At 42.0% G+C, this 26,327-nt stretch carries 28 protein-coding genes and 2 pseudogenes; 9 read left to right on the top strand and 21 right to left on the bottom strand.

Annotation, left to right across the window (positions count from 1 at the left end):
* Positions 1–21 precede the first annotated feature (21 nt).
* From infB to LPB220_RS02560, 10 genes and pseudogenes are all read right to left on the bottom strand, one after another.
* A pseudogene (gene infB / locus LPB220_RS02600) lies at positions 22–2,514 on the bottom strand (translation initiation factor IF-2); the annotation flags it as partial.
* Between the two features lie 98 nt (positions 2,515–2,612).
* Positions 2,613–2,736, bottom strand: a pseudogene (locus LPB220_RS10960) (translation initiation factor IF-2 N-terminal domain-containing protein); the annotation flags it as partial.
* Between the two features lie 16 nt (positions 2,737–2,752).
* A complete protein-coding gene (locus LPB220_RS02595; protein ID WP_003010399.1) occupies positions 2,753–3,052 on the bottom strand; it encodes a YlxQ-related RNA-binding protein in 300 nt (99 codons plus the stop codon).
* On the bottom strand, positions 3,045–3,341 hold the full coding sequence (gene rnpM / locus LPB220_RS02590; RefSeq protein WP_003010401.1) for an RNase P modulator RnpM: 297 nt from the start codon (positions 3,339–3,341) through the stop codon (positions 3,045–3,047). The genes LPB220_RS02595 and rnpM overlap by 8 nt, the downstream gene beginning before the upstream one ends.
* A gap of 14 nt (positions 3,342–3,355) precedes the next feature.
* Positions 3,356–4,498, bottom strand: coding sequence for a transcription termination factor NusA (gene nusA / locus LPB220_RS02585; protein WP_031575236.1), 1,143 nt, complete (start codon positions 4,496–4,498; stop codon positions 3,356–3,358).
* A gap of 44 nt (positions 4,499–4,542) precedes the next feature.
* Positions 4,543–5,022, bottom strand: a complete 480-nt coding sequence (rimP, locus tag LPB220_RS02580; protein WP_101771032.1) for a ribosome maturation factor RimP — start codon at positions 5,020–5,022, stop codon at positions 4,543–4,545.
* A gap of 97 nt (positions 5,023–5,119) precedes the next feature.
* On the bottom strand, positions 5,120–5,755 hold the full coding sequence (trmB, locus tag LPB220_RS02575; RefSeq protein ID WP_101771033.1) for a tRNA (guanosine(46)-N7)-methyltransferase TrmB: 636 nt from the start codon (positions 5,753–5,755) through the stop codon (positions 5,120–5,122).
* Positions 5,752–6,546 carry a cell cycle regulator CcrZ gene (gene ccrZ, locus LPB220_RS02570; protein ID WP_003003852.1) on the bottom strand — a complete coding sequence of 265 codons (795 nt, stop codon included), beginning with the start codon at positions 6,544–6,546 and terminating at the stop codon, positions 5,752–5,754. The genes trmB and ccrZ overlap by 4 nt, the downstream gene beginning before the upstream one ends.
* 40 nt (positions 6,547–6,586) lie before the next feature.
* Positions 6,587–7,642: an ABC transporter permease gene (locus tag LPB220_RS02565; protein ID WP_150905398.1), complete on the bottom strand. Its 1,056-nt coding sequence runs from the start codon at positions 7,640–7,642 to the stop codon at positions 6,587–6,589.
* Positions 7,639–8,370, bottom strand: a complete 732-nt coding sequence (locus tag LPB220_RS02560; RefSeq protein WP_024056396.1) for an ABC transporter ATP-binding protein — start codon at positions 8,368–8,370, stop codon at positions 7,639–7,641. The genes LPB220_RS02565 and LPB220_RS02560 overlap by 4 nt, the downstream gene beginning before the upstream one ends.
* A 67-nt stretch (positions 8,371–8,437) precedes the next feature.
* Here LPB220_RS02560 and LPB220_RS02555 point away from each other — a divergent pair, with 67 nt between their 5' ends.
* On the top strand, positions 8,438–8,851 hold the full coding sequence (locus LPB220_RS02555; protein ID WP_003012582.1) for an HIT family protein: 414 nt from the start codon (positions 8,438–8,440) through the stop codon (positions 8,849–8,851).
* A gap of 12 nt (positions 8,852–8,863) precedes the next feature.
* Positions 8,864–9,154 (top strand): hypothetical protein, encoded by a 291-nt coding sequence (locus LPB220_RS02550; protein ID WP_070659639.1) that lies wholly within the window; start codon positions 8,864–8,866, stop codon positions 9,152–9,154.
* A 21-nt stretch (positions 9,155–9,175) separates the two neighbouring features.
* Here the strand turns inward: LPB220_RS02550 and brpA are convergent, their stop codons facing one another.
* From brpA to LPB220_RS02530, 4 genes are all read right to left on the bottom strand, one after another.
* Positions 9,176–10,369: a biofilm formation/cell division transcriptional regulator BrpA gene (gene brpA, locus LPB220_RS02545; protein ID WP_150905397.1), complete on the bottom strand. Its 1,194-nt coding sequence runs from the start codon at positions 10,367–10,369 to the stop codon at positions 9,176–9,178.
* Positions 10,370–10,382: 13 nt separating this feature from the next.
* Positions 10,383–10,913: a GNAT family N-acetyltransferase gene (locus LPB220_RS02540; RefSeq protein WP_150905395.1), complete on the bottom strand. Its 531-nt coding sequence runs from the start codon at positions 10,911–10,913 to the stop codon at positions 10,383–10,385.
* Complete coding sequence (gene tsaE, locus LPB220_RS02535) at positions 10,906–11,361, bottom strand: tRNA (adenosine(37)-N6)-threonylcarbamoyltransferase complex ATPase subunit type 1 TsaE (protein ID WP_031575203.1); 456 nt, start codon at positions 11,359–11,361, stop codon at positions 10,906–10,908. The genes LPB220_RS02540 and tsaE overlap by 8 nt, the downstream gene beginning before the upstream one ends.
* A 178-nt stretch (positions 11,362–11,539) precedes the next feature.
* Entirely contained in the window at positions 11,540–12,961 is a 1,422-nt protein-coding gene (locus tag LPB220_RS02530; RefSeq protein ID WP_101771036.1) for an NCS2 family permease, read from the bottom strand.
* A gap of 175 nt (positions 12,962–13,136) precedes the next feature.
* Between LPB220_RS02530 and LPB220_RS02525 the strand changes: the two genes are divergently transcribed.
* The 7 genes from LPB220_RS02525 to serS all read left to right on the top strand — a co-directional run bounded on the left by LPB220_RS02525 (position 13,137) and on the right by serS (position 20,231).
* Positions 13,137–13,949 carry a Cof-type HAD-IIB family hydrolase gene (locus LPB220_RS02525; RefSeq protein WP_049471729.1) on the top strand — a complete coding sequence of 271 codons (813 nt, stop codon included), beginning with the start codon at positions 13,137–13,139 and terminating at the stop codon, positions 13,947–13,949.
* Between the two features lie 190 nt (positions 13,950–14,139).
* On the top strand, positions 14,140–15,162 hold the full coding sequence (gene adhP / locus LPB220_RS02520; RefSeq protein ID WP_150905393.1) for an alcohol dehydrogenase AdhP: 1,023 nt from the start codon (positions 14,140–14,142) through the stop codon (positions 15,160–15,162).
* A 374-nt stretch (positions 15,163–15,536) separates the two neighbouring features.
* Positions 15,537–16,526 carry a PTS sugar transporter subunit IIB gene (locus LPB220_RS02515; RefSeq protein WP_150905391.1) on the top strand — a complete coding sequence of 330 codons (990 nt, stop codon included), beginning with the start codon at positions 15,537–15,539 and terminating at the stop codon, positions 16,524–16,526.
* Positions 16,527–16,553: 27 nt separating this feature from the next.
* The gene (locus tag LPB220_RS02510) at positions 16,554–17,357 is read left to right on the top strand and encodes a PTS mannose/fructose/sorbose transporter subunit IIC (RefSeq protein WP_003003888.1); all 804 of its coding nucleotides are present in this window, start codon (positions 16,554–16,556) and stop codon (positions 17,355–17,357) included.
* Positions 17,358–17,375: 18 nt separating this feature from the next.
* Positions 17,376–18,287, top strand: coding sequence for a PTS system mannose/fructose/sorbose family transporter subunit IID (locus LPB220_RS02505; protein WP_150905389.1), 912 nt, complete (start codon positions 17,376–17,378; stop codon positions 18,285–18,287).
* Between the two features lie 80 nt (positions 18,288–18,367).
* Positions 18,368–18,736 (top strand): DUF956 family protein, encoded by a 369-nt coding sequence (locus LPB220_RS02500; RefSeq protein ID WP_023920226.1) that lies wholly within the window; start codon positions 18,368–18,370, stop codon positions 18,734–18,736.
* A 217-nt stretch (positions 18,737–18,953) separates the two neighbouring features.
* Positions 18,954–20,231, top strand: a complete 1,278-nt coding sequence (gene serS, locus LPB220_RS02495) for a serine--tRNA ligase (RefSeq protein WP_150905387.1) — start codon at positions 18,954–18,956, stop codon at positions 20,229–20,231.
* A 42-nt stretch (positions 20,232–20,273) separates the two neighbouring features.
* Here serS and LPB220_RS02490 read toward each other — a convergent pair whose 3' ends face one another.
* The 7 genes from LPB220_RS02490 to fabG form a co-directional block, all read right to left on the bottom strand.
* The gene (locus LPB220_RS02490; RefSeq protein WP_021154504.1) at positions 20,274–21,044 is read right to left on the bottom strand and encodes an acetyl-CoA carboxylase carboxyl transferase subunit alpha; all 771 of its coding nucleotides are present in this window, start codon (positions 21,042–21,044) and stop codon (positions 20,274–20,276) included.
* Entirely contained in the window at positions 21,037–21,903 is an 867-nt protein-coding gene (gene accD / locus LPB220_RS02485; RefSeq protein ID WP_003003810.1) for an acetyl-CoA carboxylase, carboxyltransferase subunit beta, read from the bottom strand. Before accD ends, LPB220_RS02490 begins: the two co-directional genes overlap by 8 nt.
* A gap of 103 nt (positions 21,904–22,006) precedes the next feature.
* Positions 22,007–23,371: an acetyl-CoA carboxylase biotin carboxylase subunit gene (locus tag LPB220_RS02480; protein WP_003003860.1), complete on the bottom strand. Its 1,365-nt coding sequence runs from the start codon at positions 23,369–23,371 to the stop codon at positions 22,007–22,009.
* 13 nt (positions 23,372–23,384) lie between these two features.
* Complete coding sequence (gene fabZ, locus LPB220_RS02475) at positions 23,385–23,810, bottom strand: 3-hydroxyacyl-ACP dehydratase FabZ (protein WP_003004019.1); 426 nt, start codon at positions 23,808–23,810, stop codon at positions 23,385–23,387.
* A complete protein-coding gene (accB, locus tag LPB220_RS02470; protein WP_049485573.1) occupies positions 23,807–24,295 on the bottom strand; it encodes an acetyl-CoA carboxylase biotin carboxyl carrier protein in 489 nt (162 codons plus the stop codon). Before accB ends, fabZ begins: the two co-directional genes overlap by 4 nt.
* A gap of 3 nt (positions 24,296–24,298) precedes the next feature.
* Positions 24,299–25,531: a beta-ketoacyl-ACP synthase II gene (fabF, locus tag LPB220_RS02465; RefSeq protein ID WP_003010454.1), complete on the bottom strand. Its 1,233-nt coding sequence runs from the start codon at positions 25,529–25,531 to the stop codon at positions 24,299–24,301.
* Between the two features lie 61 nt (positions 25,532–25,592).
* Positions 25,593–26,327, bottom strand: coding sequence for a 3-oxoacyl-[acyl-carrier-protein] reductase (gene fabG / locus LPB220_RS02460; RefSeq protein WP_003010456.1), 735 nt, complete (start codon positions 26,325–26,327; stop codon positions 25,593–25,595).

Genomic DNA, 26,327 nt, shown 5'->3' with positions numbered 1-26,327 from the left:
TCTTTTTTCCTAGTCAGCCTCTTATTTTTTAATTTCTTCCATGATGTAGGCTTCAATGGTATCGTCTGTCTTGATATCATTGTAGCCTTCAATCATCAATCCACCTTCACGACCATTTGTCACTTCTTTGACATCATCTTTGAAGTGTTTCAAGCTTGCAAGAGCACCGTCATATATCACGACACCGTCACGAATGACACGAACCTTGGAATCACGAGTGACCTTACCACTGAGGACCATAAATCCACCGATGGTACCCACTTTAGAGACTTTAAAGGTTTCACGAATAACCGCTTCCCCGATAATTTTCTCTTCAAACTCAGGATCCAACATTCCCTTCATGGCATCTTCCATTTCTTCAATCACTTTGTAGATGATTGAGTGAAGACGGATTTCTACCTCATCAGCCTCAGCTTGTTGACGCGCTTGTGGCGTAGGGCGAACGTTAAATCCAATGATGAAGGCATTTGAAGCTTCCGCAAGGGTCACGTCTGATTCGTTGATGGCACCAACTGCTGAGTGAACGATGGTAACCTTGACACCTTCTACTTCAATCTTTTGAAGAGAAGCAGCAAGAGCTTCAACCGAACCTTGTACATCAGCCTTGATAATGACATTAACAGATTTCACTTCACCAGCCTTCAAGGTATCAAAGAGATTTTCAAGGCTGACACGGTTGGTCGCTTGACGTTGTTTCATCAGCGCACGTTTCGCACGTTCTTCACCGGCTGCACGCGCAGATTTTTCATCTTCATAAACCGCAAAGTGGTCACCCGCCATTGGTGCTTCGTTCAAACCAGTAATTGAAACTGGAGTAGATGGTCCAGCCACTTTCACGCGGCGTCCAAGATCGTTTGTCATGGCACGAACACGTCCAAAGGTATTTCCGACAACGATTGGGTCTTGGACGTTCAAAGTACCTTGTTGAACCAAAAGGGTTGCAACCGCACCTTTTCCTTTATCCAAGCGCGCTTCGATAACGGTACCGATGGCACGAACAGTTGGATCTGCCTTGAGTTCTTGGATTTCAGCCACAAGAAGGACCGTTTCCAAGAGTTCATCGATATTTTGGTTGAACTTAGCTGAGATTTCTACAAACTCAGAATCACCACCCCAAGCTGTTGACATAACTCCATGCTCTGCCAATTCACCGATGACACGCTCTGGATTAGCTCCTGGTTTATCAATCTTGTTAATAGCCACAATGATTGGAACATTAGCCGCTTTTGAGTGGTTGATGGCTTCGATAGTCTGTGGCATCACCCCGTCATCTGCTGCTACAACCAAGATGGTAATATCGGTAACAGATGCACCACGAGCCCGCATAGAAGTATAGGCTGCGTGTCCAGGTGTATCCAAGAAGGTAATCTTCTTACCATTTTCCACGATTTGGTAGGCACCGATATGTTGAGTGATTCCTCCCGCTTCACCTGTTGCTACACGTGAATTACGAAGGGTATCCAAAAGGGTAGTTTTACCGTGGTCAACGTGTCCCATGATGGTGACAACTGGTGGACGCTCTACCAACTCATCTGGATTCAAATAACCATCTTCAACGAAGAAGCGTTCGATATCGGCATTGTCCACTTCAACCTTTTTCTTGGCTTCAATTCCATAATCCACCATCAAGAGTTCAATCGTATCTCCATCCAGCGATTGATTTTGAGTCGCCATGACTCCCATCATAAAGAGTTTCTTGACGATTTCAGCCGGTTCACGCTTGATGCGTTTTGCGATTTCGGCAACCGTCATTCCATCCGTATACTCAAATTCACTTGGTAATTCATGGAATTTACGCTCTGTTACTGGTTTTGGAGCATCATTACGGTTGTTCTTTCCTTTTTTATTTTTCTTATTGTTATTCCAGTTACTATTTCTCTGATTTCTCACTTGATTTTGACTATTTCGATTCCTTTGTTGTTTTCTTGGACCATCTTCTTCACGATCAAAATCATCGCGTTTCTTATCTGGTCGCGCTTGTTTCTTACGACGTGTATCGACTTGAGCTGGAGCAGCAGCAACAGCTGGTTTTGTATGGTTCTCAACAGCTGGCTCCTGTACAGGTGCTTTCACTTCTGGTACTTCTACCCGTTTCCGGCGCTGTTGACGTTCTTGTTCTGCTTTTACAGCTTGTTGTTTGTAGCGATCTTCACTTCCACGTGCGTATTCAGCATTTTGTTCAGCTTTCAGTGCTGCTGCACGCGCTTTGAAATCAACTTTTGGTGCCACTTGGGGCTGTGCACCACGTCTTTGATCTGGTCGGTTATTACGACGATCAAAACCTTGATTACGCTGTTCATTTCGCTCTTGTGGTCGTTGATTTCGGTTGTCACCATGACGCTGATTGTCTTTGCGATCGCGTTTTGGACGATTGTCTTGTTGTTTCCTACGTTCAGCCTGCTCTTTTGCACGCGCTTCTCGTTCCGCTTTAAAGTTACGACTCTTTGGTTTAGCAGCTGGCGTTACTGATTTTGTCTCAGTTGCTCCTTCTTTTTTGACGGGCGCTGCTTCTTTTTTCTCTGCGACAGCCGTTGTCTTGGCAGCCACTTCTGCTACTTTCTTTTCGACTGTTTCTTTTTTCGCTGAAAAGCTCTTGATCAACTTTTCAGCAACATCAGTATCGACACTAGATGCATGACTCTTGACGTCAAAACCTAATTCTTTCGCTCGAGTGACGACTTCCTTACTTTCCTTGCCCAATTCTTTGGCAATTTCGTATAATCTTTTCTTAGACAATTGCTGTCCTCCTCTTCTATTCCATAAGAGACCTCATTTTCTTTGAAAATCCAGCATCTACAACAGCGACGACCTTACGGGCACGTCCAATTGCAGTGCTTAATTCTAGTGTTGAAAACACGGTAGATACTTGAACCTCATAATAGTGACCCTTATCTGTCACCTTTTTTGTCAGGTTACTAGCTGCATCATTTGCCAGAAAAACTAATTTTGCTTTTTCTTCCTGGATTGCTTTGATCACGAGTTCTTCTCCAGAAATGAGTTTTCCTGCTCTTTGCGCCAAACCCAACAAATTACTTATCTTTTGCTTATTCAAGGCCTAACTCTCTTCTCTTCACCTTATGATCTACATAAGCGATCAATTCATCATAGAAAGCTTCTTCCACTTCCATATTAAAGCTACGATTAAAAACTTTCTTTTTCTTAGCAAGTGCCGCTTCTTCATTGTCTAGCTTGATGTAAGCACCTCGACCATTGGCTTTGCCAGTTGGATCGATAAAGACTTGTCCTTCTTTATTTTTGACAATGCGGAGCAAATCGCGCTTATCAATAATTTCATTTGAAACGACAGATTTTCTTAAAGGGATTTTTCTTGTTTTTACCATTTTCCCTCCCTCTCTTAATCGACTTGCTCTTCGTCACTTTCTACTTGGTCTTCAAAAGTTTCCTGAGCTGCTTCCATTTCTTCGAACTCACTAGCAGATTTGATATCGATGCGGTAACCAGTCAAATGAGCTGCTAAACGAACGTTTTGACCACGACGACCGATGGCAAGAGATAATTTGTTATCTGGGACCACAACGAGAGCATGTTTGCTATCTTCATCATCAAAAATAACTTGGTCCACTTCTGCAGGAGCGATCGCATTGTAGATAAATTCAGCTGGATCTGGAACCCATTCAATGACATCGATGTTTTCTTCTGTTGGAACCATACGGTCTAATTTTTGATCGTATCGAGCTGGGTGGAACTTGCTGGTAATCTTTTTAATATTCGATCCACCACGACCAACGATAGTCCCAATCGCATCTACGTTTGGATTATGGCTGCGAACCGCAACTTTTGTACGATCTCCAGCTTCACGCGCTACACTCATAATCTCAACAGTTCCATCATAGACTTCAGGAATTTCTTGTTCCATCAAACGTTTGATCATTTCAGGATGGCTTCGACTAACAAAGACATTGACACCACGTGGATTATCTTCTACCTTGTAGACAAAGACTTCAATCCGATCATGAGATTGGAACACTTCTCCTGGAATTTGATCTTGCTTAGACAATTGAGCTTCGATCGAACCAAGATTGACATAGATAAAACGATTATCAAAGCGCTCCACTGTTCCACTCATGATTTCATTTTCATGTTCTTTATAAGTGTTATAGGTGATGGTGCGCGTTTGCTTACGCATTTTTTCCATGATCGTTTGTTTAGCAGATTGAGCTGCTACACGACCAAATTCAGCTGGTGCTTCTTCAAACTTGATCTTGTCCCCCAACTCATAAGCAGAGCTAATGGCTAAGGCATCCTTCAAGCTGATTTCTAAGCGACTATCAAAGACTTCATCCACCACTTCACGAACCGTATAAACACGGAAATCTCCAGTTTTTTCATTGAATTCAATCGCTGCACTTTCTGATTGTCCATAACGACGGCGATAAGCTGAACGCAATGATTCTGTGACGGCTTCAATGATATCTTCTTTTTTGATCCCTTTGTCTTCTTCCAAAATGCGGAAGGCTTCTAGCATTTCTTTACTCATGTTTTTCTTGCCTCTATTATAAAGGCATCCTTTCTTTCATTCTGTTACAATTTTACAGCCAACCTTGCTTTGGACACAAGGTTATAAGGAATTTCTACAGTTTTCTTTCGTGTTTTATCCATATACTCAATGGTCAAAACATCCTCTTCAAAACCTACCAAGTTCCCCTCAAAAACCTTTTGTTTTTCAACAGCCTTATACAAGCTGATATTGACATACTTGCCAACAGCTCCCTCGAGTGCTTCCTTGGTTTTCAATGGTCTCTCCAGGCCAGGACTGGTAACTTCTAAAAAGTACTGTTCTGGAAATGGGTCTGGTTTGATTTGATCCAATAGCGGGCTAATGATTTCTGTCAAATCCGCTGTATCATTCAGTGTGATCCCTTCTGGTTTGTCTACGAAAATGCTTAAGACGTAGTCACCACCCATTTTGCCATATTCAACATCGACCAATTCAAATGGTTCCTTTATAGCTGCCTGAATCACTTCTGTTACTAAGTCAACAATCGTTGCGATGGTTGCCACCTCCTCATAGATAAGAGGCGAAGATATTTCCCCGCCTCTCCTTTTCTATTCATTTAAGGTATTATAACACGATTCCCCAATGATTGCAAGGAATATGCTAAAACTGTGCTTCTACACGGTAAATGACCTGTCCTTTACTTGAGAACTTTTTCTCATATTCCGTCATGACATTCCCCTCAAAATCACTAGCATGAAGGTCTAGCCAGACACCCTTCAACGTCATACCATACTGTGAAAAGCTCACCAAACTGTATTCAAACAGACCTCGATTATCTGTTTTAAAGTGAATCTCCCCATGTTCTGGAAGAATTTGCTTGAAGGTATCCAAGAAGGTCTTGTATGTTAAACGACGCTTCTCATGACGTTTCTTAGGCCAAGGATCTGAAAAATTCAGATAGAGTTGATCAATTTCCCCATCTTCAAAATAGTTGGTCAAGCTATCTCCGTCTACCCAAAGCAATTTAATGTTAGGAAGATCAGCTTCTAAGACCTTATCTAAAGCATAACTCAAGACCGATTTTTGAATATCAATTCCAATGTAGTTGATCTCTGGATTGGCCTTAGCCATCCCAGTAATAAAGGCCCCTTTTCCGCTACCCACTTCGATATGAATAGGATGGTCATTTCCGAAAATCTCGTGCCACTTTCCCTTGGCATCTTCTGGATTTAGGACCACATATTGCGGGTTCGCTTCTAATAATTCAGTCGCTCCCTTGCGATTTCTAACTCTCATATTTCCTTTCCATATTTCAACCGGAAATTGCGCAGAGCATAGATCTCGCGATTGACATTTTCTAAATCATTATTTTCATAGTATTTAGCAATTTGGCACAAGAAAGAGTATTGACCAAACCAATAGAGTTTATCAAATACTTTTTGATTGTACTTGTAGCCATAATAGCCTAACCAATCGCGCCAATTAGAATCTGGGATATAGTGACTCAAGATATGCGCCACATCCAACATCCGGTCTGTCAAACGAACAGAGTCCCAATCGACTAGATAAATCAAGCCGCTCTCTGTCTCAATCCAGTTACTATGACGAACATCTCCGTGGACGATCGTCGCATAATCCTCCCGAAAGGCAGGCACTGTCTTACGTAAATTCTTTACGACCGATTGGATATAGTGGTTCTGACGTAGGGCAATTGGCAACCGGTTACTCCACGAATTGAGCAACTCTAAAGGAGATTCCACCGGATAGCCAAGTTTTTTCAATTGGGTCATCAAAGGTCTAGAACGGTGCAATCTCGTTAAAATATTGACGACTTGTTTTTTCGACATCCCATTAGGCGTGAGAATTTCTCCATTCAACCATTCTTGGGCACTCATCACATTTCCATCTGGCAAGCGTCGACTCCATAACAATTGAGGAGCAATCTGTTCTTTTGCTAGACCCGCAAGGATTGGGGTCGTATTCATTTTTACAAAAACGCGCCCACCATCTGGGTAGGTCCCCATGTAGGCCTTCCCACTCTTCCCAGGAATTGGGGTGAGGCTTAGCTCTTTTTCATTCGAGTCCATCTTTTCCTCCGTAAAAAGTTTCCAATCTATTTTACTAATTTTAACGATTTTCGTCAACCAAGCGCGCCATCTTAAATGGAAGATAGAGTAGGATTAAAGCAACTGTATAAGCCAGTAGACCTAACAACAGGACTTTATCTGAAATAAAGACCAGGCCAATTCCCCCTTCTATCACCGTTATCATCCCCATGACCAGCTGAATCGTTTTGTTCAACCCTGCCTTTTTACTGCCCTGTTTCATCGGGAAAAGAAGGGTCAAGGGTTGGTAATCAAAAGCACTGTAAAGCCCCAGTAATTGAAAAATAACCAAGTAATTGAGCAAGGCTACAAGGGCAATCACTACGAGAGGTTGGGGAATAAAAATGATAGCGAGAATGGAAAGAGCCAAGAGTCGGAGAGTCATAGAGAAAAGATCTCCATTCCGTAGGAAGGAGCGCATATATAAGTGAAGCCACGTATTGCCATGTGTTTTGGGAAGAAGCCCTAAGAAACCATCCAAGTAAGCTCTTCTTTTGACACTGTTGGTAATACCTTTTACCGTTGTAAACAAGGCAAAGAAACGAAGAATCAATTGTTTCCTTGCATTCTCACGAGCAATGACCAAGGTCCAATTCAAATTTCCATCCTGGTAGAAGCGGGCTTCCTTCCAGCTAAAAACAGCCCCTTTAGCCAATCCTAAGACAAGGATATAAGCTACAATAGCAAGGTTACCCAGCCCCGTTGCCAGAAGAAGAGGCACAAATAATAGAAGGACAAAACTTTGAATCAAAAACCAAAACACAAAAGACTTCTTGGCCTGCCCTTTGATATAACGTTTCACTTCCTCTTCCTTTACTAAAAGGAATAAAGCATCGGGCTTCTCTAAGTAGGTCGCAATGGAGCCTATCGGAACCAAGAGGAGCAAGCCAATCATGAGACTCCAGCGGATCAGGCTTGTATCTTTGGGGAGATCTTGCAAGAATTGGCTGTATTGAACCGCCAAAAATCCTATGAAAATCAGCATAAAGAGGACGAAATGATCATTGAGAACATAGCGGCTATATTTTACACATTGAGTTCGAAACGTTTCTTGCCGTTTTTTCATCAACTCTTTCATGCTGTTTCCTCTTCTGTCAAGGTCATGTAGATATCATTTAGACTTGCTTTCTCATCCCCAAAAGTTGAGCGCAGCTCGTCCAAGGTCCCTTTTGCTCGGATCTGACCCTTATGTAGGATCACAAAACCATCACACATCTTTTCAGCCGAATCCAGAACGTGGGTACTCATCAAAATCGATTTTCCTTTTGCTTTCTCATCGGCCAATAACTGAATCAAATCTGCAATCGCAACAGGATCCAATCCCAAAAAGGGTTCATCGACAATATAAAGACTTGGATCCACTGCATAGGCACAAATAATCATGACCTTTTGCTTCATCCCTTTTGAAAACTGGGTCGGGAACCAATCTAATTTTTCAGCCAAACGGAATCGTTCCAACAAAGGCTGGACGCGCACCATGACCTGATCCATGTCTAAATCATAGGCCATAGCTACGGTCTCGATATGCTCTCTCAGGGTTAATTCTTCATATAGGCTAGGGGTTTCTGGAATATAGCCGATTTTTTTACGATAGTCAGTTGGAGCTTCTTGAAGACTCAAGCCGTCAATCCGTACTTCCCCAGCATAAGGATGCAGGAGACCAATAATTTCATTAATCGTGGTTGACTTCCCAGCTCCATTTAGTCCAATCAAACCAATCAGTTGGCCGTCCGGAACTGAAAAACTCACCTCTTTCAGGACAGGGATGTTGACATAGCCCCCTGTCAACTTGTTGATTTCTAACATATTTTCTCCGATTTCTGGTATAATGTTCTTATATTATAACAAAATTTAGTCTAAATGAGGTGTATTTATGGTTGACGATTGTATTTTTTGTAAGATTATAGCTGGCGACATTCCTTCCTCCAAAGTCTATGAGGACGAGGAAGTCCTCGCATTTTTGGACATCTCTCAGGTTACACCAGGTCATACGTTAGTAGTTCCAAAAAAACACGCTCGCAACCTCTTAGAGATGGACGAAACCGCCACAGCTCAACTATTTGCACGTGTTTCTAAAGTTGCTAAAAAAGTAGAAGCTGCTACCCAAGCTAAGGGAATGAATATCATCAGCAACATGGAAGAAGTTTCTGGACAAACCGTATTTCACACACATGTCCACATTATCCCTCGCTATTCCGATCAAGATGAGCTTGCCATTTCATTTACTGAACACGAGCCTAATTTTGAACAACTAGCAGTTCTCGCAGAAACCATCAAAAACAGTTAAAAAGGAGGCCATATGAAACTCAAAAATCTCTTTTGGTTTGCAACAGGAGCTAGCATTAGCTACCACCTAGTAAAAAACCGCAAAGAAATCAAAACAGAGGTGACTGAATCCAGCCAATTGATCAAGGGAATTCAAGATAACCTAGCAAAAATCCAACGCAATCTGGATATTATCCAAGACCAAAAGACCAATCTTCAAGAATTGGTAACGGATTTCCAATACAAGACCAAACTATTTAGTCAACAAGCAACAGCCTCTCTAAAAGAAATTCAAGACATCTGGCAACCAAGTAAAAACGATTGAGAAAACTCAATCGTTTTTTTCTTATTCTGAAGGTACCGTAGGTGTCACACTGCTCGACTCTGTAGCTGCAGGAGCAACTGGTGTTACTGGTGCAACAGAACTTTGAGGCGTCACCACTCCCGTATCCTGGGTCGATGGTACAACTGGTAGTTGGTTAAACTCTTGGTAAACAGGTGCTTCCTCAGATGATGCCGCTGGCGTATCATTTTGAGAAGAAGTATTCTTCAACTCTTCATCTCCATCTAATAGGTAAGCATTGGTTTTCAATGTTTTAATTTCTTTCATCCCCAAAGCTTTGCGGATGATATTTTGAATTTTCAAGAGATGTTTTGAAGTGACAATCTGATAACTTCCGCCATCTGCTAAGGTGGCATCTTCTCCTTTCAACTGGTACTGATGAATCGTTGAAAGGGCGTCTTTATATCCTAGCAATTGAAGAAGACTGTTGCTATCAAGTGAAATGTTGGTTTGCATATTGTCACTAACAGACTCAATGATTCCTTTGTAGTGACTCAAACTATTGAGGCTTAAAACTTTCTCAACAATCTTTTTGATCACTTCACGTTGACGTTTTTGACGTCCATAGTCTCCTTCTGGGTCTTGGTAGCGCATACGTGAATAAACGAGAGCTTGGTCCCCATTAATCTCCTGACGTCCTGGTGCAATCTTAGCCGTATATTCTGGCTCATTTTCCTCGATCGAGATATCGAAGTCAAATGGATTGTTAACCGTGATGCCACCAACCTTATCCACTAATTGAACCAGCCCCTTCATATTGATCATGACATAGCGGTCAATATGGATATTCAAAAGATCTTGAATGGTCTTAATGGCTAACTTCGCACCACCTTGAGCATAAGCTGAATTCAATTTTGCTTGGACCGTTTGACCATCTGAAGTAATATTGGTTAGGATATCTCTTTCCAAGCTTGTCATGGTTGTTTCTTTTGTTTGAGGATTAACAGTCACCAAAATCATGGTATCACTATTTCCGGCCCAAGGATCTTCCCGAGAACCGCTACCTGTATCAACCCCCATCAAAAGGATAGTCATCGGCTTGTTTTCTGCAATAACATTGGTCTCATTTCCAAAGCCCTTATAAGTCTTACTGAGGGTCCCTGTTGTTTGATTGAGGATAGTGAGGCCATAGGCCCCGATCCCAATCACTGTTACCGTCAATAAGCTCAAAAACATCAAAATAATTTTTTTAACCATTTAGAATCTCTCTCTAATCTATCAGTTTCCCCATAAGGTAAACATCTAAGAATTCTCCTTCAGCTGAACAAGCTCCACGAGCTTGGCAACCTTCGATCTCAAAACCTAACTTTTTATACAGGTGAACCGCTCGTTCATTGCGCACTTGGACATTCAAGACTAGTTTCCTAAGAACACCGGTCGAGTGCGCCCACTCGATCCCTTCTTCCAACAAAATCTGTCCAAGCCCTTGATTCCAATAAGCTTTGCGAACCACAATAAAGACATCACCAATATGCCGAACAGACCGTTGAGAAGCTGCAGTGATATTTAACAAAGCTGCCAGTTCCTGATCTAAAAATAGCAAGAGGCAAATCCGGTTTTCCGCCATCTCTTGCACCATCAGAAATTGCTCCATGTCTGCTGGAGACATGCCAATTCCAGCTTCATCTAGCGTCATGTAATCTGACTCTTTCCCAACTTGATTTAAGAAATAAACGACAAGAGCCGCGTCTGCACTGTCAGCTTGCCGAATTTCCACTGTCACTTCCTTTTCCTTAGTCATCGGTTTTTTCCACCTGCTCAAAGGATGCTAGTAAAGCTTCCGCACGCGCTCCATGAGCCTCAAAAGCCAACTCTCGCCCATCTTCCAATTTTCGGATAAAAATTTTTAGATAAGCATCCGAGAGACTCGGCTCAATCAGCTCTCCCCATTCAATAATGGTCGCACCATCTCCAAATAGAAAATCATCTAAATCAATAGAATCTGGATCATTCCCAATCCGGTAAACATCCAAATGGTATAAAGGCAAGCGACCTTCGTATTCACGAACAATGGTATAGGTCGGGCTCTTAATCATCTGATCAATCCCTAACCCCTTTGCAATTCCCTTGGTAAAGGTCGTTTTTCCTGCTCCTAGATCCCCTGATAAGATAATCACGTCTTGCTTTTCTAAGAGTTTTCCTAGCTGTTTTCCTAGAGCGATCAGCTCCGTTTCATTGTGACTAATCATTTCTCTATTATACCAAACTTTTTAAAAATCTGCTCTTTCTTTTAGCAATTGTTCGACTCCGGTTTGTTTTTGAGAAAAAGGAATCAAAGAAAACAGGAAACTCTCCCATTCATTCCCTCAATCCATCTAAAAAGGAATGGGAGACAACTCCCATTCCTTTTTGGCACTTTTCTGATACTTAATTCAAGGCCATACTAACGTAGTTTAAAATAAAGAGAACATCTAAAATCCAAATCATGCTGTGCACTTCTTTGGCTTCTCCTTTAACCACTTTCACTAAGCTATAGGTGATAAATCCAGCAGCGATCCCTTGTGTAATCGAGTAGCTGAAGCCCATAAAGATAGAGGTGAAGAAGGCAGGAACTGCTTCTGACATATCTTCCCAATGGATATTTTTCAAGCCACTCAACATCATGATCCCAACAACAATCAAAATTGGGGCTGTGGCAGCGGTCGGTACAATCGCCAATAAAGGACTAAAGAGACTTGAAATAGCAAAACAGATCGCTACAACCAAGGCTGTCAGACCAGTGCGTCCACCAGCTCCAATACCAGCTGCAGATTCAACATAAGTCGTTACGTTTGAAGTTCCTGCAATAGCTCCGACTGAAGTCGCTACAAGGTCTGAATAGAGGGCCTTATCTAATTTCGCTGATTGATGGTTTTCCCCATTTGTCGCAACAATCCCAACTTTTTCACCCGTACCGATTAAAGTTCCAATTGTATCAAAAATATCCGTCAGGGAGAAGGCTAAGATGGCCATTAAGGTCTCAGGCAAACGAGACGTATTGGAAATCAACGAACCCAATCCTTTCGATCCCAAAGCTTGACCAAAGATCGTGCCTAAATCATTAAAGGCAGCTCCTAGATGGTTACTTGCAAAGTCAATTTTAGTGATATCAACAACATGGATGAGAATTCCAAGCACAGTCGTTACTAAGATAGAAAGGATAATCCCTCCCTTAATCCCTTTGACAACAAAGAAAATAGTAATCGCAAGACCAACAAGAGCCAAGAGGACAGCTGGATTGTTAAAATCAACCAATCCTGGAACAGCAGATGCATTGGCTGAGATCGTTGCATTCCCCTTATCTGCTCCTTCCCCGACCACTGTATAAGTATGAGGGTCAATCGTGAATTTCAAAAATCCTGCATTCTTAATCCCAACATAGGCCAAGAAAATCCCGATCCCCGCTGAAATAGCAGAGCGTAGAGCTGTCGGAATTGATTCGATGATCATTTTCCTTACTTTTGTTAGTGTGATAATTAATGAAATCACACCACAAATGAAGACCATTCCTAAAGCCTCTTGCCATGAGTAGCCCATACCAAATACAACAGTAAAGGTAAAGAAAGCGTTCAAGCCCATCCCTGGTGCTTGTGCATAAGGCAAATTGGCATAAAAAGCCATCATCAAGGTTCCGACAACCGATCCAATAATCGTTGCAAGGAAGACCCCTTGAGCTGGCATCCCTGTTTGTGACAACATTTGAGGGTTTACGAAGAGGATATAACTCATCGCAAAAAAGGTTGTCAAACCAGCAAGAACCTCTGTACGAACAGTGGTTCCATGTTCTGAAAGTTTAAAAAACTTATCCATTTCAGAATAAACTCCTTTTTCATCATTCTCGCTCCCAATCAATTTGCGAACGTTATTTCTATTCTACCAAAAGATCTTTCGTCTTTCAAGAAATCCCGCTTCTCTTCTCGATTTTTGAGCGCTTTTCCGATTTTTCTGATATAATGGTCTCATTCTTCTCGAAAGGAACTGAAATATGCATAAAAAGATGATCGCTCTAGATCTAGACGGCACTCTCTTAAATTCCGAAAGCAAATTGAGCGACTTTACCATTGATACGATAAAAAAAATTAGTGCTCTTGGCCATAAAGTCATTATTACAACAGGCCGCCCCTACCGTATGGCACATACCTATTACAAACAACTAGAGCTAGATACTCCGATGATCAATTTTAACGGCTCCCTTACGCATCTACCTGAGAAAAAATGGGCAGATGAACAATGTTTGACTTTAGATAAAAAATACCTGTTAGATATGGTAGCTAACCGAGACACTATCCAAGCGGACTTTATAGCAGGCGAATACCGCAATAAATTCTTTATTACCGATCCAAATGAGCACGTTGCAGATCCTAAATTATTCGGGATTGAATCTTTCCAACCAGAAAATCAATTCAATCCCGAGCGGGTAACGAGCGACCCAAACTGTATTCTCTTTCAAACGAAAGCGGAAGACAAATATGCTCTGGCAGATGAAATGAATCGTCATTATGACTACAATCTGTCTATCAATACTTGGGGTGGTCCCTTAAATATTCTGGAATGCAATCCCAAAAATGTGACCAAAGCATCTGCTCTGACCTACCTTCTAGATAAACTCAATATGGATCAGAAGGATTTGATTGCCTTTGGAGACGAGCACAACGATACCGACATGCTAGCTCTCGCTGGTCATGGATACGCTATGAAAAATGCCAGCTCCGTCCTTCTCCCTTATGCAGACTCCGTCACAGATTTCACAAATAACGAAGATGGTGTCGCGCGCCAACTCATTCAATTATTCTTATAATAGGAACAGACATGAGCTATCCCCTCATGTCTTTTTCTGCGCCAAATCCTTAATCGGTTAATCAATACCGCCCTTTTTTTCCATTTTTTTCATTGCCTCGTCATCTAGTTTGTGATATTATTAACATAGTTATTAAAGAAGCGCTTTCAAAAATTCTAAACCGCTTCTCGTTCACTTAAGGAGGAACAAAATGAAAGCTGTTGTTGTAAATCCAGAAGGTACTGGTGTTGAAATCGTTGCAAACAAAGACATGCGTCCACTTGAAACAGGGGAAGCACTTGTTCAAATCGAATACTGTGGTGTCTGCCACACTGACTTGCACGTTGCTCACGGGGACTTCGGTAAAGTTCCAGGCCGTGTTCTTGGACACGAAGGAATCGGTATTGTTAAAGAAGTTGCTCCAGATGTCAAGAGCCTAAAAGTTGGGGATCGTGTCAGTGTCGCATGGTTCTTCGAGGGATGTGGAACTTGTGAATACTGTACAACTGGTCGTGAAACTCTTTGCCGTACTGTAAAAAATGCTGGTTACTCTGTTGATGGAGGGATGGCTGAACAATGTATCGTTACTGCAGATTACGCAGTGAAAGTACCTGAAGGATTAGATCCAGCCCAAGCATCTTCTATTACGTGTGCAGGTGTTACCACTTATAAAGCCATCAAAGAAGCCAAAGCTGAACCAGGACAATGGATTGTTATCTATGGAGCTGGTGGACTAGGAAACTTGGCTGTTCAATATGCTAAGAAAGTCTTCAATGCACATGTCATCGCTGTCGATATCAACAATGATAAACTAGAATTGGCGAAAGAAGTTGGTGCAGACTTTGTCATCAACGGTCGCGAAGTTGATGATGTCCCAGGATTGATTAAAGAAAAAACAAATGGTGGAGCTCACTCTGCTGTCGTAACAGCTGTTTCTAAAGTAGCTTTCAACCAAGCAGTAGATTCTGTTCGTGCAGGCGGCCGCGTGGTTGCAGTTGGTCTTCCTTCTGAAATGATGGACCTCAGCATTGTGAAAACTGTATTAGATGGTATCCAAGTCATTGGTTCTCTTGTAGGAACTCGTAAAGACTTGGAAGAAGCCTTCCAATTTGGTGCAGAAGGCTTGGTAGTCCCTGTCGTTCAAAAACGTCCAGTAGAAGATGCAGTCAAAGTCTTTGACGAAATGGAAGCTGGAACCATTCAAGGACGTATGGTACTTGACTTTACAAACTAAACAACTGAACCTACAGGACTAGCCCAACTGGGCTAGTCTTTTTGAGTGCTCTCAATCACTCTATTTTACAATTTATTATATATTTATTTTTTATTTTTGCGGATATAGATCGATTGTTGGAATATTTTATTGAAATTCAAATCCTATGAAACCTACATATCATTGATTTCTTCTGCCATTATCAACTAATAAACAAGAGCCATTCAATAGCATTCAATTTTTATTTACCGATAATTTAATATAATAAATCAATGTTTTTACATCGAGATTTTGATAGAAAAATTGACTTAAGTGTGGAAACGATTTATAATAAAGTAGCTTAAAGTTTTATTAAACTGAAAGTCAAACAAATTTTATAAGGAGGAATGTCAATAATGAGTATTGGTATCATTATTGCTAGCCACGGTGAATTTGCAGCTGGAATCCACCAATCCGGCTCGATGATCTTTGGGGATCAAGAGAAAGTTCAAGTGGTTACGTTCATGCCAAGTGAAGGCCCGGATGATCTCTATGCTAAATTTAATGCAGCTGTTGCCGCATTTGATGCAGAAGATGAAGTCTTGGTTTTGGCTGACCTTTGGAGTGGTTCTCCATTTAACCAAGCAAGTCGCGTCATGGGAGAAAATCCAGATCGTAAATTTGCGATCATCACAGGATTGAACCTTCCGATGTTGATTCAAGCTTATACAGAACGGTTGATGGATGCAAATGCCGGCGTTGATCAAGTCGCTGCAAACATCATCAAGGAAGCAAAAGAAGGTGTCAAAGCTCTTCCAGAAGAATTGAATCCTGTTGAAGAAGCTAGTACAGCCACTGCTGCTCCTGTAGCCCAAGCTGCTATTCCAGAAGGAACGGTTATCGGAGATGGAAAACTCAAGATTAACCTTGCCCGCTTAGATACACGTCTTCTTCATGGACAAGTCGCAACTGCTTGGACACCTGATTCAAAAGCCGATCGGATCATTGTTGCTTCAGATTCTGTTGCTAAAGATGAACTCCGTAAGGAATTGATCAAACAAGCGGCACCAAATGGTGTGAAAGCAAACGTTGTCCCAATTCAAAAATTGATCGACGTTGCAAAAGATCCACGTTTTGGAAATACCCATGCTTTGATCTTATTTGAAACACCTCAAGATGCTCTTCGCGCCATCGAAGGTGGTGTTCCGATTAAAACCTTGAACGTTGGTTCAATGGCCCACTCAACTGGTAAAACCATGGTTAACAATGTGTTGTCAATGGATAAAGATGACGTGGCTACATTTGAAAAAATGCGTGATCTTGGAGTTGAATTTGACGTCCGTAAAGTGCCAAATGACTCTAAGAAAGATTTGTTTGACTTAATTAACAAAGCTAACGTTCAATAATCGATTACTTACGAAAGGATTTTAAACATGTCTATTATTTCTATGGTATTAGTGGTCGTTGTTGCCTTCTTAGCAGGTCTTGAAGGTATCCTTGACCAATTCCAATTCCACCAACCCCTTGTTGCTTGTACCTTAATCGGTTTGGTAACAGGTAACTTGACTGCTGGCATTATGCTTGGTGGTTCACTTCAATTTATTGCACTTGGCTGGGCAAACATTGGTGCCGCAGTTGCACCCGATGCTGCCCTTGCATCTGTCGCTGCTGCCATCATCATGGTACTTGGGGGAGACTTCAGTACAAAAGGAATCGCTGTCGCTCAAAGTGTCGCTATTCCACTTGCAGTTGCTGGTCTTTTCTTGACCATGATCGTCCGTACCCTTTCCGTTGGTTTGGTTCACACTGCCGACGCTGCTGCTAGAAAAGGGGATATCAAAGGTGTAGAACGCGCTCACTTTGTGGCCCTTCTTCTTCAAGGTCTTCGTATCGCCATTCCTGCAGCCCTCTTGTTGATGATTCCTGCTGAAACTGTCAAAACTGCTCTTGAACAAATGCCAAAATGGCTCTCTGATGGAATGCAAATCGGTGGTGGTATGGTTGTAGCCGTTGGTTATGCCATGGTTATCAACATGATGGCGAGCCGTGAAGTATGGCCATTCTTTGCCATCGGTTTTGCTCTTGCAGCTGTTAGCCAATTGACCTTGATCGCCCTTGGAGCAATTGGTGTTGCCCTTGCCTTGATCTACCTTACTCTTTCTAAGAAAGGTGGCAATGGAGGTGGCGGTGCCGCTACTTCTAACGATCCAATTGGCGACATTCTCGAAGACTATTAAGAAAGGTGTGACACTATCATGACTGAAAAATTACAATTATCTAAATCAGATCGTCAAAAGGTTTGGTGGCGTTCAACCTTCTTGCAAGGTTCTTGGAACTATGAACGGATGCAAAACTTGGGTTGGGCATACTCATTGATCCCAGCTATCAAAAAACTTTATACGAAGAAAGAAGACCAAGCGGCTGCTCTTGAGCGTCACATGGAATTCTTTAACACTCACCCATACGTTGCCGCTCCTATCATCGGGGTAACGCTTGCTCTTGAAGAAGAAAGAGCAAACGGTGCCGCTATTGACGATGCTGCCATCCAAGGGGTTAAAATTGGTATGATGGGTCCTTTGGCGGGTATCGGAGATCCAGTCTTCTGGTTTACAGCACGTCCTATCCTTGGTGCCCTTGGTGCATCACTTGCTGCGTCTGGTAACATCCTTGGCCCACTCATCTTCTTTATCGCATGGAATGCGATTCGTATGGCCTTCTTGTGGTACACGCAAGAACTTGGTTACAAAGCAGGTTCTGAAATTACCAAAGATATGTCTGGTGGGATCTTGCAAGACATCACTAAAGGGGCTTCTATCCTTGGGATGTTCATGCTCGCTGTCTTGGTAGAACGTTGGGTATCTATTAAATTCGTCTTCAATGTTTCTTCTGTCAAATTAGACGACAAAGCTTATATCCACTGGGATAAACTTCCTGAAGGATACAAGGGTATCCAAGAAGCCTTCGCTCAAGTTGGTTCAGGCCTATCTCAAACACCTGAAAAAGTTACAACTTTCCAACAAAACTTGGATTCATTGATTCCTGGTTTGATGGGATTACTTCTTACTTTTGCTTGTATGTGGTTGTTGAAGAAAAAAGTATCTCCAATCACCATCATCATCGCTCTCTTTGTAATCGGTGTACTAGCACACGTTGCTGGCTTGATGTAAGCAAAGATCAACTAAAAAGAAGGTTTCGGCCTTCTTTTTATTATGATATAATGGAGTGAACAGCAATACAGGAGGATCTCATGGCTCAATCATTGAATAAAACCGTTGAATTCCATACTACAGGGGTTTCTTACCTTGGAGTGGGGGGAAAGGTTGGAAAAATCCTAGTCGGGAATGCCGCTTTTGAATTTTATGCGGATGCAAATGTAGAAGACTACATCCAAATTCCCTGGCAAGAAATCGAGCGAATCGGAGCCAATGTATCCGGACGTAAAATTAGCCGCCATTTTGAAATCTATACCAGAGAATCAAAATTTCTCTTTGCTTCAAAAGACTCTGGAAAAATTTTAAAGATTGCTCGGGAACATCTAGGAAATGATAAAATTGTCAAACTTCCTACGTTGATCCAAATCATCACGGCTAAAATTAAAAATCTATTTGCAAAATAGAATCTTTTCTTGTATAATAGACGCAAACGGATAAGTAAGTTAAGAGGTTCTTTCAGAAAGTCTGCGGTTGCTGCGAGCAGATAGAAATCTTAATTGAAATTCTACCGTTTCTTTAAAATACAATATCGAATCAAGTGCACACCTGTGAAGTTGGATGGAACCGTGGCTCTGCCACTCCAACACTCTAACAGGTGTGTTTTTTGTTAAAGGAGAAGCTATGTTAGATATTAAACGGATTCGTACAGACTTTGATGCAGTTGCAAAAAAATTGGCAACACGTGGAGTAGATGCGGCTATTTTGAATGAAATGAAAGAAATCGATGCCAAACGTCGAGACATCTTAGTCAAAGTAGAAAATCTCAAAGCAGAGCGCAACACCGTATCTGCTGAAATCGCACAAGCTAAACGCAACAAGGAAAATGCAGATGATAAGATTGCTGCCATGCAAACCCTCTCTGCAGAAGTCAAAGCATTGGATACAGAATTGGCTGAAATCGATGCCAAATTAACTGAATTCACTACTACCCTTCCAAATATCCCTGCTGATAGTGTCCCTGTTGGAGCAGATGAGGATGACAACGTTGAAGTTCGCCGTTGGGGAACTCCTCGCGAGTTTGACTTCGAACCAAAAGCTCACTGGGATTTAGGTGAAGACCTTGATATCCTTGACTGGGAACGCGGAGCTAAAGTCACTGGTGCTCGTTTCCTCTTTTACAAAGGACTTGGAGCTCGCTTAGAACGCGCTATCTACAACTTCATGTTGGACGAACATGGCAAGGAAGGCTACACTGAAGTCATCCCTCCTTACATGGTCAACCATGATTCTATGTTTGGTACTGGTCAGTATCCAAAATTCAAGGAAGATACTTTTGAACTTAGCGATACCAATTATGTCCTCATTCCAACTGCTGAAGTTCCTTTGACGAACTACTACCGCGATGAAATTCTTGATGGAAAAGACCTTCCAATCTACTTCACCGCTATGAGTCCATCATTCCGTTCAGAAGCTGGTTCAGCTGGTCGTGATACTCGTGGATTGATCCGTTTGCACCAATTCCATAAGGTTGAAATGGTGAAATTTGCTAAACCAGAAGAATCATATGATGAATTGGAAAAAATGGTTGTCAATGCTGAAAATATCCTTCAAAAACTGAACCTTCCATACCGTGTGGTAGCTCTCTCAACGGGAGACATGGGCTTCTCAGCTGCCAAGACTTATGACTTGGAAGTATGGATTCCAGCGCAAAACACCTATCGTGAAATCTCAAGCTGTTCCAATACAGAAGATTTCCAAGCTCGCCGTGCGCAAATCCGTTACCGCGATGAAGCAGATGGCAAGGTAAAACTCCTTCACACTTTGAACGGTTCTGGATTGGCAGTCGGACGTACCGTCGCTGCTATTCTTGAAAACTACCAAAACGAAGACGGTTCTGTGACCATTCCAGAAGTCCTTCGCCCATACATGGATGGCGCAGAAGTCATCGCACCAAAATAAAGTTTAAAAAAACTGAGTCTTGCAAATTGCAAGCTCAGTTTTTTAATATTTACGAAAACGTTGGTAGCGTTGCTCCAGAAGCTCTTCGAGAGGTAAAGCTTGTAAAACCTTTAACTCTTCCTGTAATTCCTTCTTCACTTGAGCCAGTAGTTCTCCATTTGAAAATCCATGCTCGGGAATCACCTTATCGACAATTTCCATATTTAACAATTCGTGAGAAGTAATCTTCATCAACTCTGCTGCTTCCATGGCACGACTTCCATCTTTCCAAAGAATAGAGGCAAAACCTTCTGGACTCAAGACTGCATAGATGGAGTTCTCAAGCATCCAAACCTTATCTGCTACAGCAAGAGCCAAGGCACCACCAGAGCCACCTTCTCCGATGATAATCGCGATAATTGGAACTTTTAGATCACTCATTTCCATGAGGTTGCGGGCAATGGCTTCCCCTTGTCCTCGTTCTTCAGCTCCAACACCAGGATAAGCACCCGCTGTATTGATAAAGGTCACAACTGGACGGCCAAATTTCTCTGCTTGCTTCATGAGGCGCAAAGCTTTTCGATAGCCTTCTGGATGTGGTTGTCCAAAATTACGTTTTAGATTATCCTGAAGATTTTTTCCTTTTTGGATCCCAACGACTGTAACCGTTTGATCGCCTAAGCGTCCAATCCCACCAATCACCGCACCATCATCACGGAAGTTTCGATCTCCATGCAATTCGATAAAATCATCAAAAATTCCTTGAGCAAAATCAAGAGCAGTCAATCTTCCTTGGTCACGTGCTTCTTTAATAATCTGTGTTATTTTACTCATGTTTACCTCCATGAAGGGCCAATAATTGTCCAACTGTTGCTCGGATTTGGCTTCTCTCCACGATCAAGTCTACAAATCCATGTTCTTGTAGAAATTCTGCTTTTTGGAAATCATCTGGCAATTTTTCACGCACAGTTGATTCGATCACGCGACGACCGGCAAACCCGACCAAGGCCTGACTCTCTGCCATGATAATGTCACCTTCCATAGCAAATGAGGCTGTCACCCCACCAGTTGTCGGATCTGTCAATACTGTCAAATAGAATAATTTTTCTTTGGAATGACGTTGAACAGCCGCAGAAATCTTTGCCATTTGCATCAAACTCACGATTCCTTCTTGCATCCGAGCACCACCGGAAGCGGTAAAGAGAACAACTGGCAATTTTTCTTTTGTCGCAAATTCAAATAAACGAGTAATTTTTTCGCCTACTACAGAACCCATTGAAGCCATGATAAAGTTGGAATCCATGATCCCAAGCGCAACTTTTTGACCTTTAATCAAGGCAGTTCCAGTCAGGACAGCTTCATCCAGTCCTGTCATTTCCCGCACTGCTGCTAGTTTCTTCTTATAATTTGGGAAATTCAAAGGATCTGTCGTTTCGATTCCTGTAAACATTTCTTCAAAGCTAGCTGGATCCACTGTCAGCGCCAAGCGTTCTTTAGCAGAAATACGGAAGGTATAGCCACAATTCGGGCAGACACGCTCACTACCTAAATCCTTTTGGTAAATGGTATGTTTACAACCTGGGCATTGTGAAAATAGTTCATCAGGAACTTCAGGTTTTGGCTGAGGCTCCTTCCAGGCTGACCTATTCGGATTGATCCGAATATATTTATCTTTTTTAGAAAATAATGCCATTACTTACTCCTTATAATATGCTACAGTATCTGCAGCATTACTATAAAAGCCTGAAACTGTGAAGATGATGTTCATACTTCCCTCACAACTCCAGGCTTTTTCATCATTCCTTATTATAATTTGGAAGGAATTGTTCCATCAAAAATGCAGTGTCGTAATCACCAGCGATCACATGCGAATCTGAGATCAAATCCAACTGGAAACTACTATTGGTGGTGACACCATCGATTTCCAACTCATAAAGAGCACGCTGCATTTTCATCAGTGCATCAAAGCGATTTTCCCCATGGACAATGATCTTGGCAATCATACTATCATAGTATGGTGGAATCGTATAACCAGGATACACAGCAGAATCCACACGCAAGCCAACCCCACCACTTGGAAGATAGAGATTAGTGATCTTACCTGGGCTTGGTGCAAAGTTGAAGGAAGGATTTTCCGCATTGATCCGGCATTCAATCGCATGGCCTTTAATGACAATATCCTCTTGAGTAACGGATAATTCTTGTCCAGCTGCGATTTTAATCTGTTCCTTAACGATATCAACTCCTGTTACAAATTCCGTGACAGGATGCTCTACTTGCACACGGGTATTCATTTCCATAAAGTAGAACTCACCCTTGCCTTCATCATACAAAAATTCAATCGTTCCAGCATTCTCGTACCCAACTGATTCAGCTGCACGAACAGCAGCAGAACCAATTTGATTACGAAGAGTTTTTCCAATAGCAATCGAAGGGGATTCTTCTAGAACTTTTTGGTTATTTCGTTGAAGAGAACAATCGCGTTCACCTAAGTGAATGACATGTCCATGCTGATCCGCTAAAATCTGTACTTCAATGTGGCGTGCCGGATAAATCACCCGTTCCATATACATGGCACCATTCCCAAAAGCAGCTTGAGCTTCTGAGGAAGCAGATTCAAAAGCAGCAACCAAATCTTCTGGTTTTTCAACCTTCCGAATTCCCTTACCACCGCCTCCTGCAGATGCTTTCAACATCACAGGGTAACCAATACGCTCTGCAATCTCGAGGGCTTCTTCAGCAGTATACACTTCACCATCTGATCCAGGAATAACAGGCACTCCTGCTTTGATCATCTGTTTACGAGCATTAATCTTATCCCCCATCAAATCCATGACTTTAGCAGAAGGACCAATAAATTTAATGCCCACTTCCTCACACATGGTCGCAAATTTTGAGTTTTCACTTAAAAATCCAAAACCAGGGTGGATAGCTTCTGCTCCTGTTAGAACAGCTGCAGACAAGACAGCACTCATATTCAAATAAGATTCTGTTGATTTAGCAGGGCCAATACAGACTGCTTCATCCGCTAGTAAGGTATGCAAGGCTTCTTTATCAGCAGTAGAATACACCGCAACCGTCTCGATGCCAAGTTCACGAGCCGCACGAATAATGCGTACTGCAATCTCACCACGATTGGCGATTAAGATCTTACGAAACATAGATAGGCCTTTCTTAATTTCCAATTGCAAAAGTAAGCGTTCCTGAAGCTGCAAGCTTACCGTCTACTTCTGCTTTCGCTTCAACAACAGCAATTGTTCCACGACGTTTGACAAAAGTAGCTGTCATCACCAGTTGATCTCCTGGAACGACTTGTTTTTTAAACTTCACCTTGTCCATCCCTGCATAAAAGACTAATTTTCCTTTATTTTCAGGTTTTGACAACTCTAGTACACCTGCTGTTTGTGCCAAAGCTTCCATGATGAGAACACCTGGCATAACAGGATATTGTGGAAAATGTCCATTAAAAAATGGTTCATTAATTGTCACGTTCTTAATGGCAACAATCGTATCTTCGCTTGTTTCCAATACGCGATCCACCAAAAGCATTGGGTAACGATGCGGCAAAGCCTCACGAATAGCATTAATATCAATTGTCATTTGATTCGAACCAATCCTTTTCCAAATTCAACCATTTCTTCATTCGTTACCAAAATTTCAGTGACTACCCCATCTTTAGGTGCTGGGACTTCATTCATCACTTTCATGGCTTCGATAATCAAGAGTGTTTGACCCTTAGTAACTTTGTCTCCTACAGATACAAAGGCTGATTTATCCGGTGCTGGCGACAAGTAAGCCACCCCAACCAATGGACTTTCAACCACATCACCTTCTGCAGCCTGAGCTGGAGCAGCAACTGGTTCAGTCGCTACAGCTGGAGTTGCTGGGGCTTCAACAACAGGGGCTACTACAGGAGTTTGAGGAGTTGCTACCACTTCAACTGCAGGAGCAACCGGTGTAGCCGCAACTGAACTCGTTTGGTTTTTACTCAAATTCAATTCTTCGCCATTATTTTTATATGAGAATTCACGCAAAGTTGACGCATCAAATTGAGCCAACAAATCTTTGATTTCAGAAATATTCATGAATTAACCCTCCCAACGTTTAAAGGCCAGAACAGCATTGTGTCCTCCAAAACCAAAGGTATTTGAGATAGCATACTGAATATCCGCTTCTTGACCTTCACCATAAACAACGTTTGCTTCGATATAGTCAGACAATTCTTTGGTACCAGCAGTTTTTGGTACAAAGCTGTGACGAATCGCTTCGATGGTAGCAATCGCTTCAACCGCACCAGCAGCACCAAGCAAGTGTCCTGTAAATGATTTAGTAGATGATACAGGAACTTCTTTACCAAGTACAGAAACAATAGCTCCGCTTTCACCTTTCTCATTGGCAGGTGTAGAGGTACCATGCGCATTGACATAATCGACATCTTCAGGTTTGATACCAGCTTCATTAATAGCCAATTTAATTGCTTTAGCCGCACCTGAACCATCTGGTGTTGGTGTTGTCATGTGGTAGGCATCACAGTTTGAACCGTAACCAACTATTTCAGCTAAAATATTAGCACCACGTTTTTGGGCATGTTCCAAACTTTCGATGACAAGAACCCCTGCACCTTCCCCCATCACAAAACCATTGCGGTCTTTGTCAAATGGAATAGATGAGCGTTCTGGGTCTTCCGTTGTTGAAAGGGCCGTAAGGGCATTGAAACCACCGATACCAATCTTAGTAATCGAAGCTTCAGCACCACCTGCCAAAACAACATCATGCATACCAAATTTAATTTCACGGAAAGCTTCACCAATTGCATCATTGGCAGAAGCACAAGCTGTTGTCACGGATTTACATACCCCTTGAGCCCCAATCTTAAGTGCGATATTTCCAGCACCCATGTTTGAAAGAGCTTTTGGAATAAACATTGGTTGGATTCTCTTCATCCCACGTTCATGCATCCGGATAATTTGATCTTCCAATTCTTGCAAACCACCGATACCAGATGATACAATCACACCTACACGATCGCGGTCTTCTTCTTCCATGTTCAAGCCTGAATTTTCAATAGCTTCCATCGCAGCATAGATTGCATACAATGAGTAAGTATCCATACGATTTTGATCTTTTTTCACGAAATATTTATCGAATGGGAAATCTTGAATTTCACCAGCATTAAAGACTGGAATTTCAGAAGCATCAAATTTCGTAATGGGCTTGATTCCAATTTTTCCTTCATGAAGGCTATTCCAGAACTCCTCTGGTGTATTTCCGATTGGTGAGGTTACACCGTAACCTGTAACAACAACACGATTTGTAGACATATATATTCTCCTTTTGTCGGATGGATATTTAAGTAAGTGATTTTCGATCAGTAAGCATTCATTATTGCATAGTCATGCCGCCATCAATGGCAATTGTTTGACCAGTTAAATATTCTTGACCTGCCAAGAAAGCCGCAACTTCTGCCACTTCTTCAGCTTGACCAATTCGTTTCATTGGCACTTGAGCTAGCATGGCATCTTTCATTTTCTCTGGAATAGCGTCTGTCATATCTGATTCAATGAAACCAGGTGCAATGGCATTCACACGAACGCCACGAGCCGCAACTTCGCGCGCAACGGATTTGGTAAAACCAATCAATCCAGCTTTTGAAGCTGCATAGTTCGCTTGACCAATATTCCCCATTAGACCAACAACAGATGACATATTGATGATGGCACCTTGACGAGCTTTAGACATCGGTTTTAAGACAGCTTGAGTCATATTAAAGGCACCGGTCAAGTTGATTTTCAAGACCCGTTCAAAATCTTCTTCAGTCATTTTCAACATCAACTTGTCGTTTGTAATGCCAGCGTTATTGACCAAAACATCAACACTTCCAAGCTTTTCAATTGCTTCAGCCACCATACGTTGCGCATCTTCGCCATTAGAAATATCTCCAGAAATACCAACAACAGTCACACCATAGTCAGCAAACTGTGCAAGCAAGTCCTCAGAAATTTCAGAACGTCCATTTAGGACAACATTGGCACCGAGACTCGCAAATTTATGAGCCACAGCCAATCCAATTCCGCGTGTTGAACCTGTTACAAAAACATTTTTATTTTTAAGTTCCAT

Origin of the sequence: Streptococcus sp. LPB0220, from assembly GCF_008727815.1 — a bacterium.
Classification (GTDB): domain Bacteria; phylum Bacillota; class Bacilli; order Lactobacillales; family Streptococcaceae; genus Streptococcus.
This window is presented reverse-complemented; position numbering and strand designations above follow the sequence as displayed.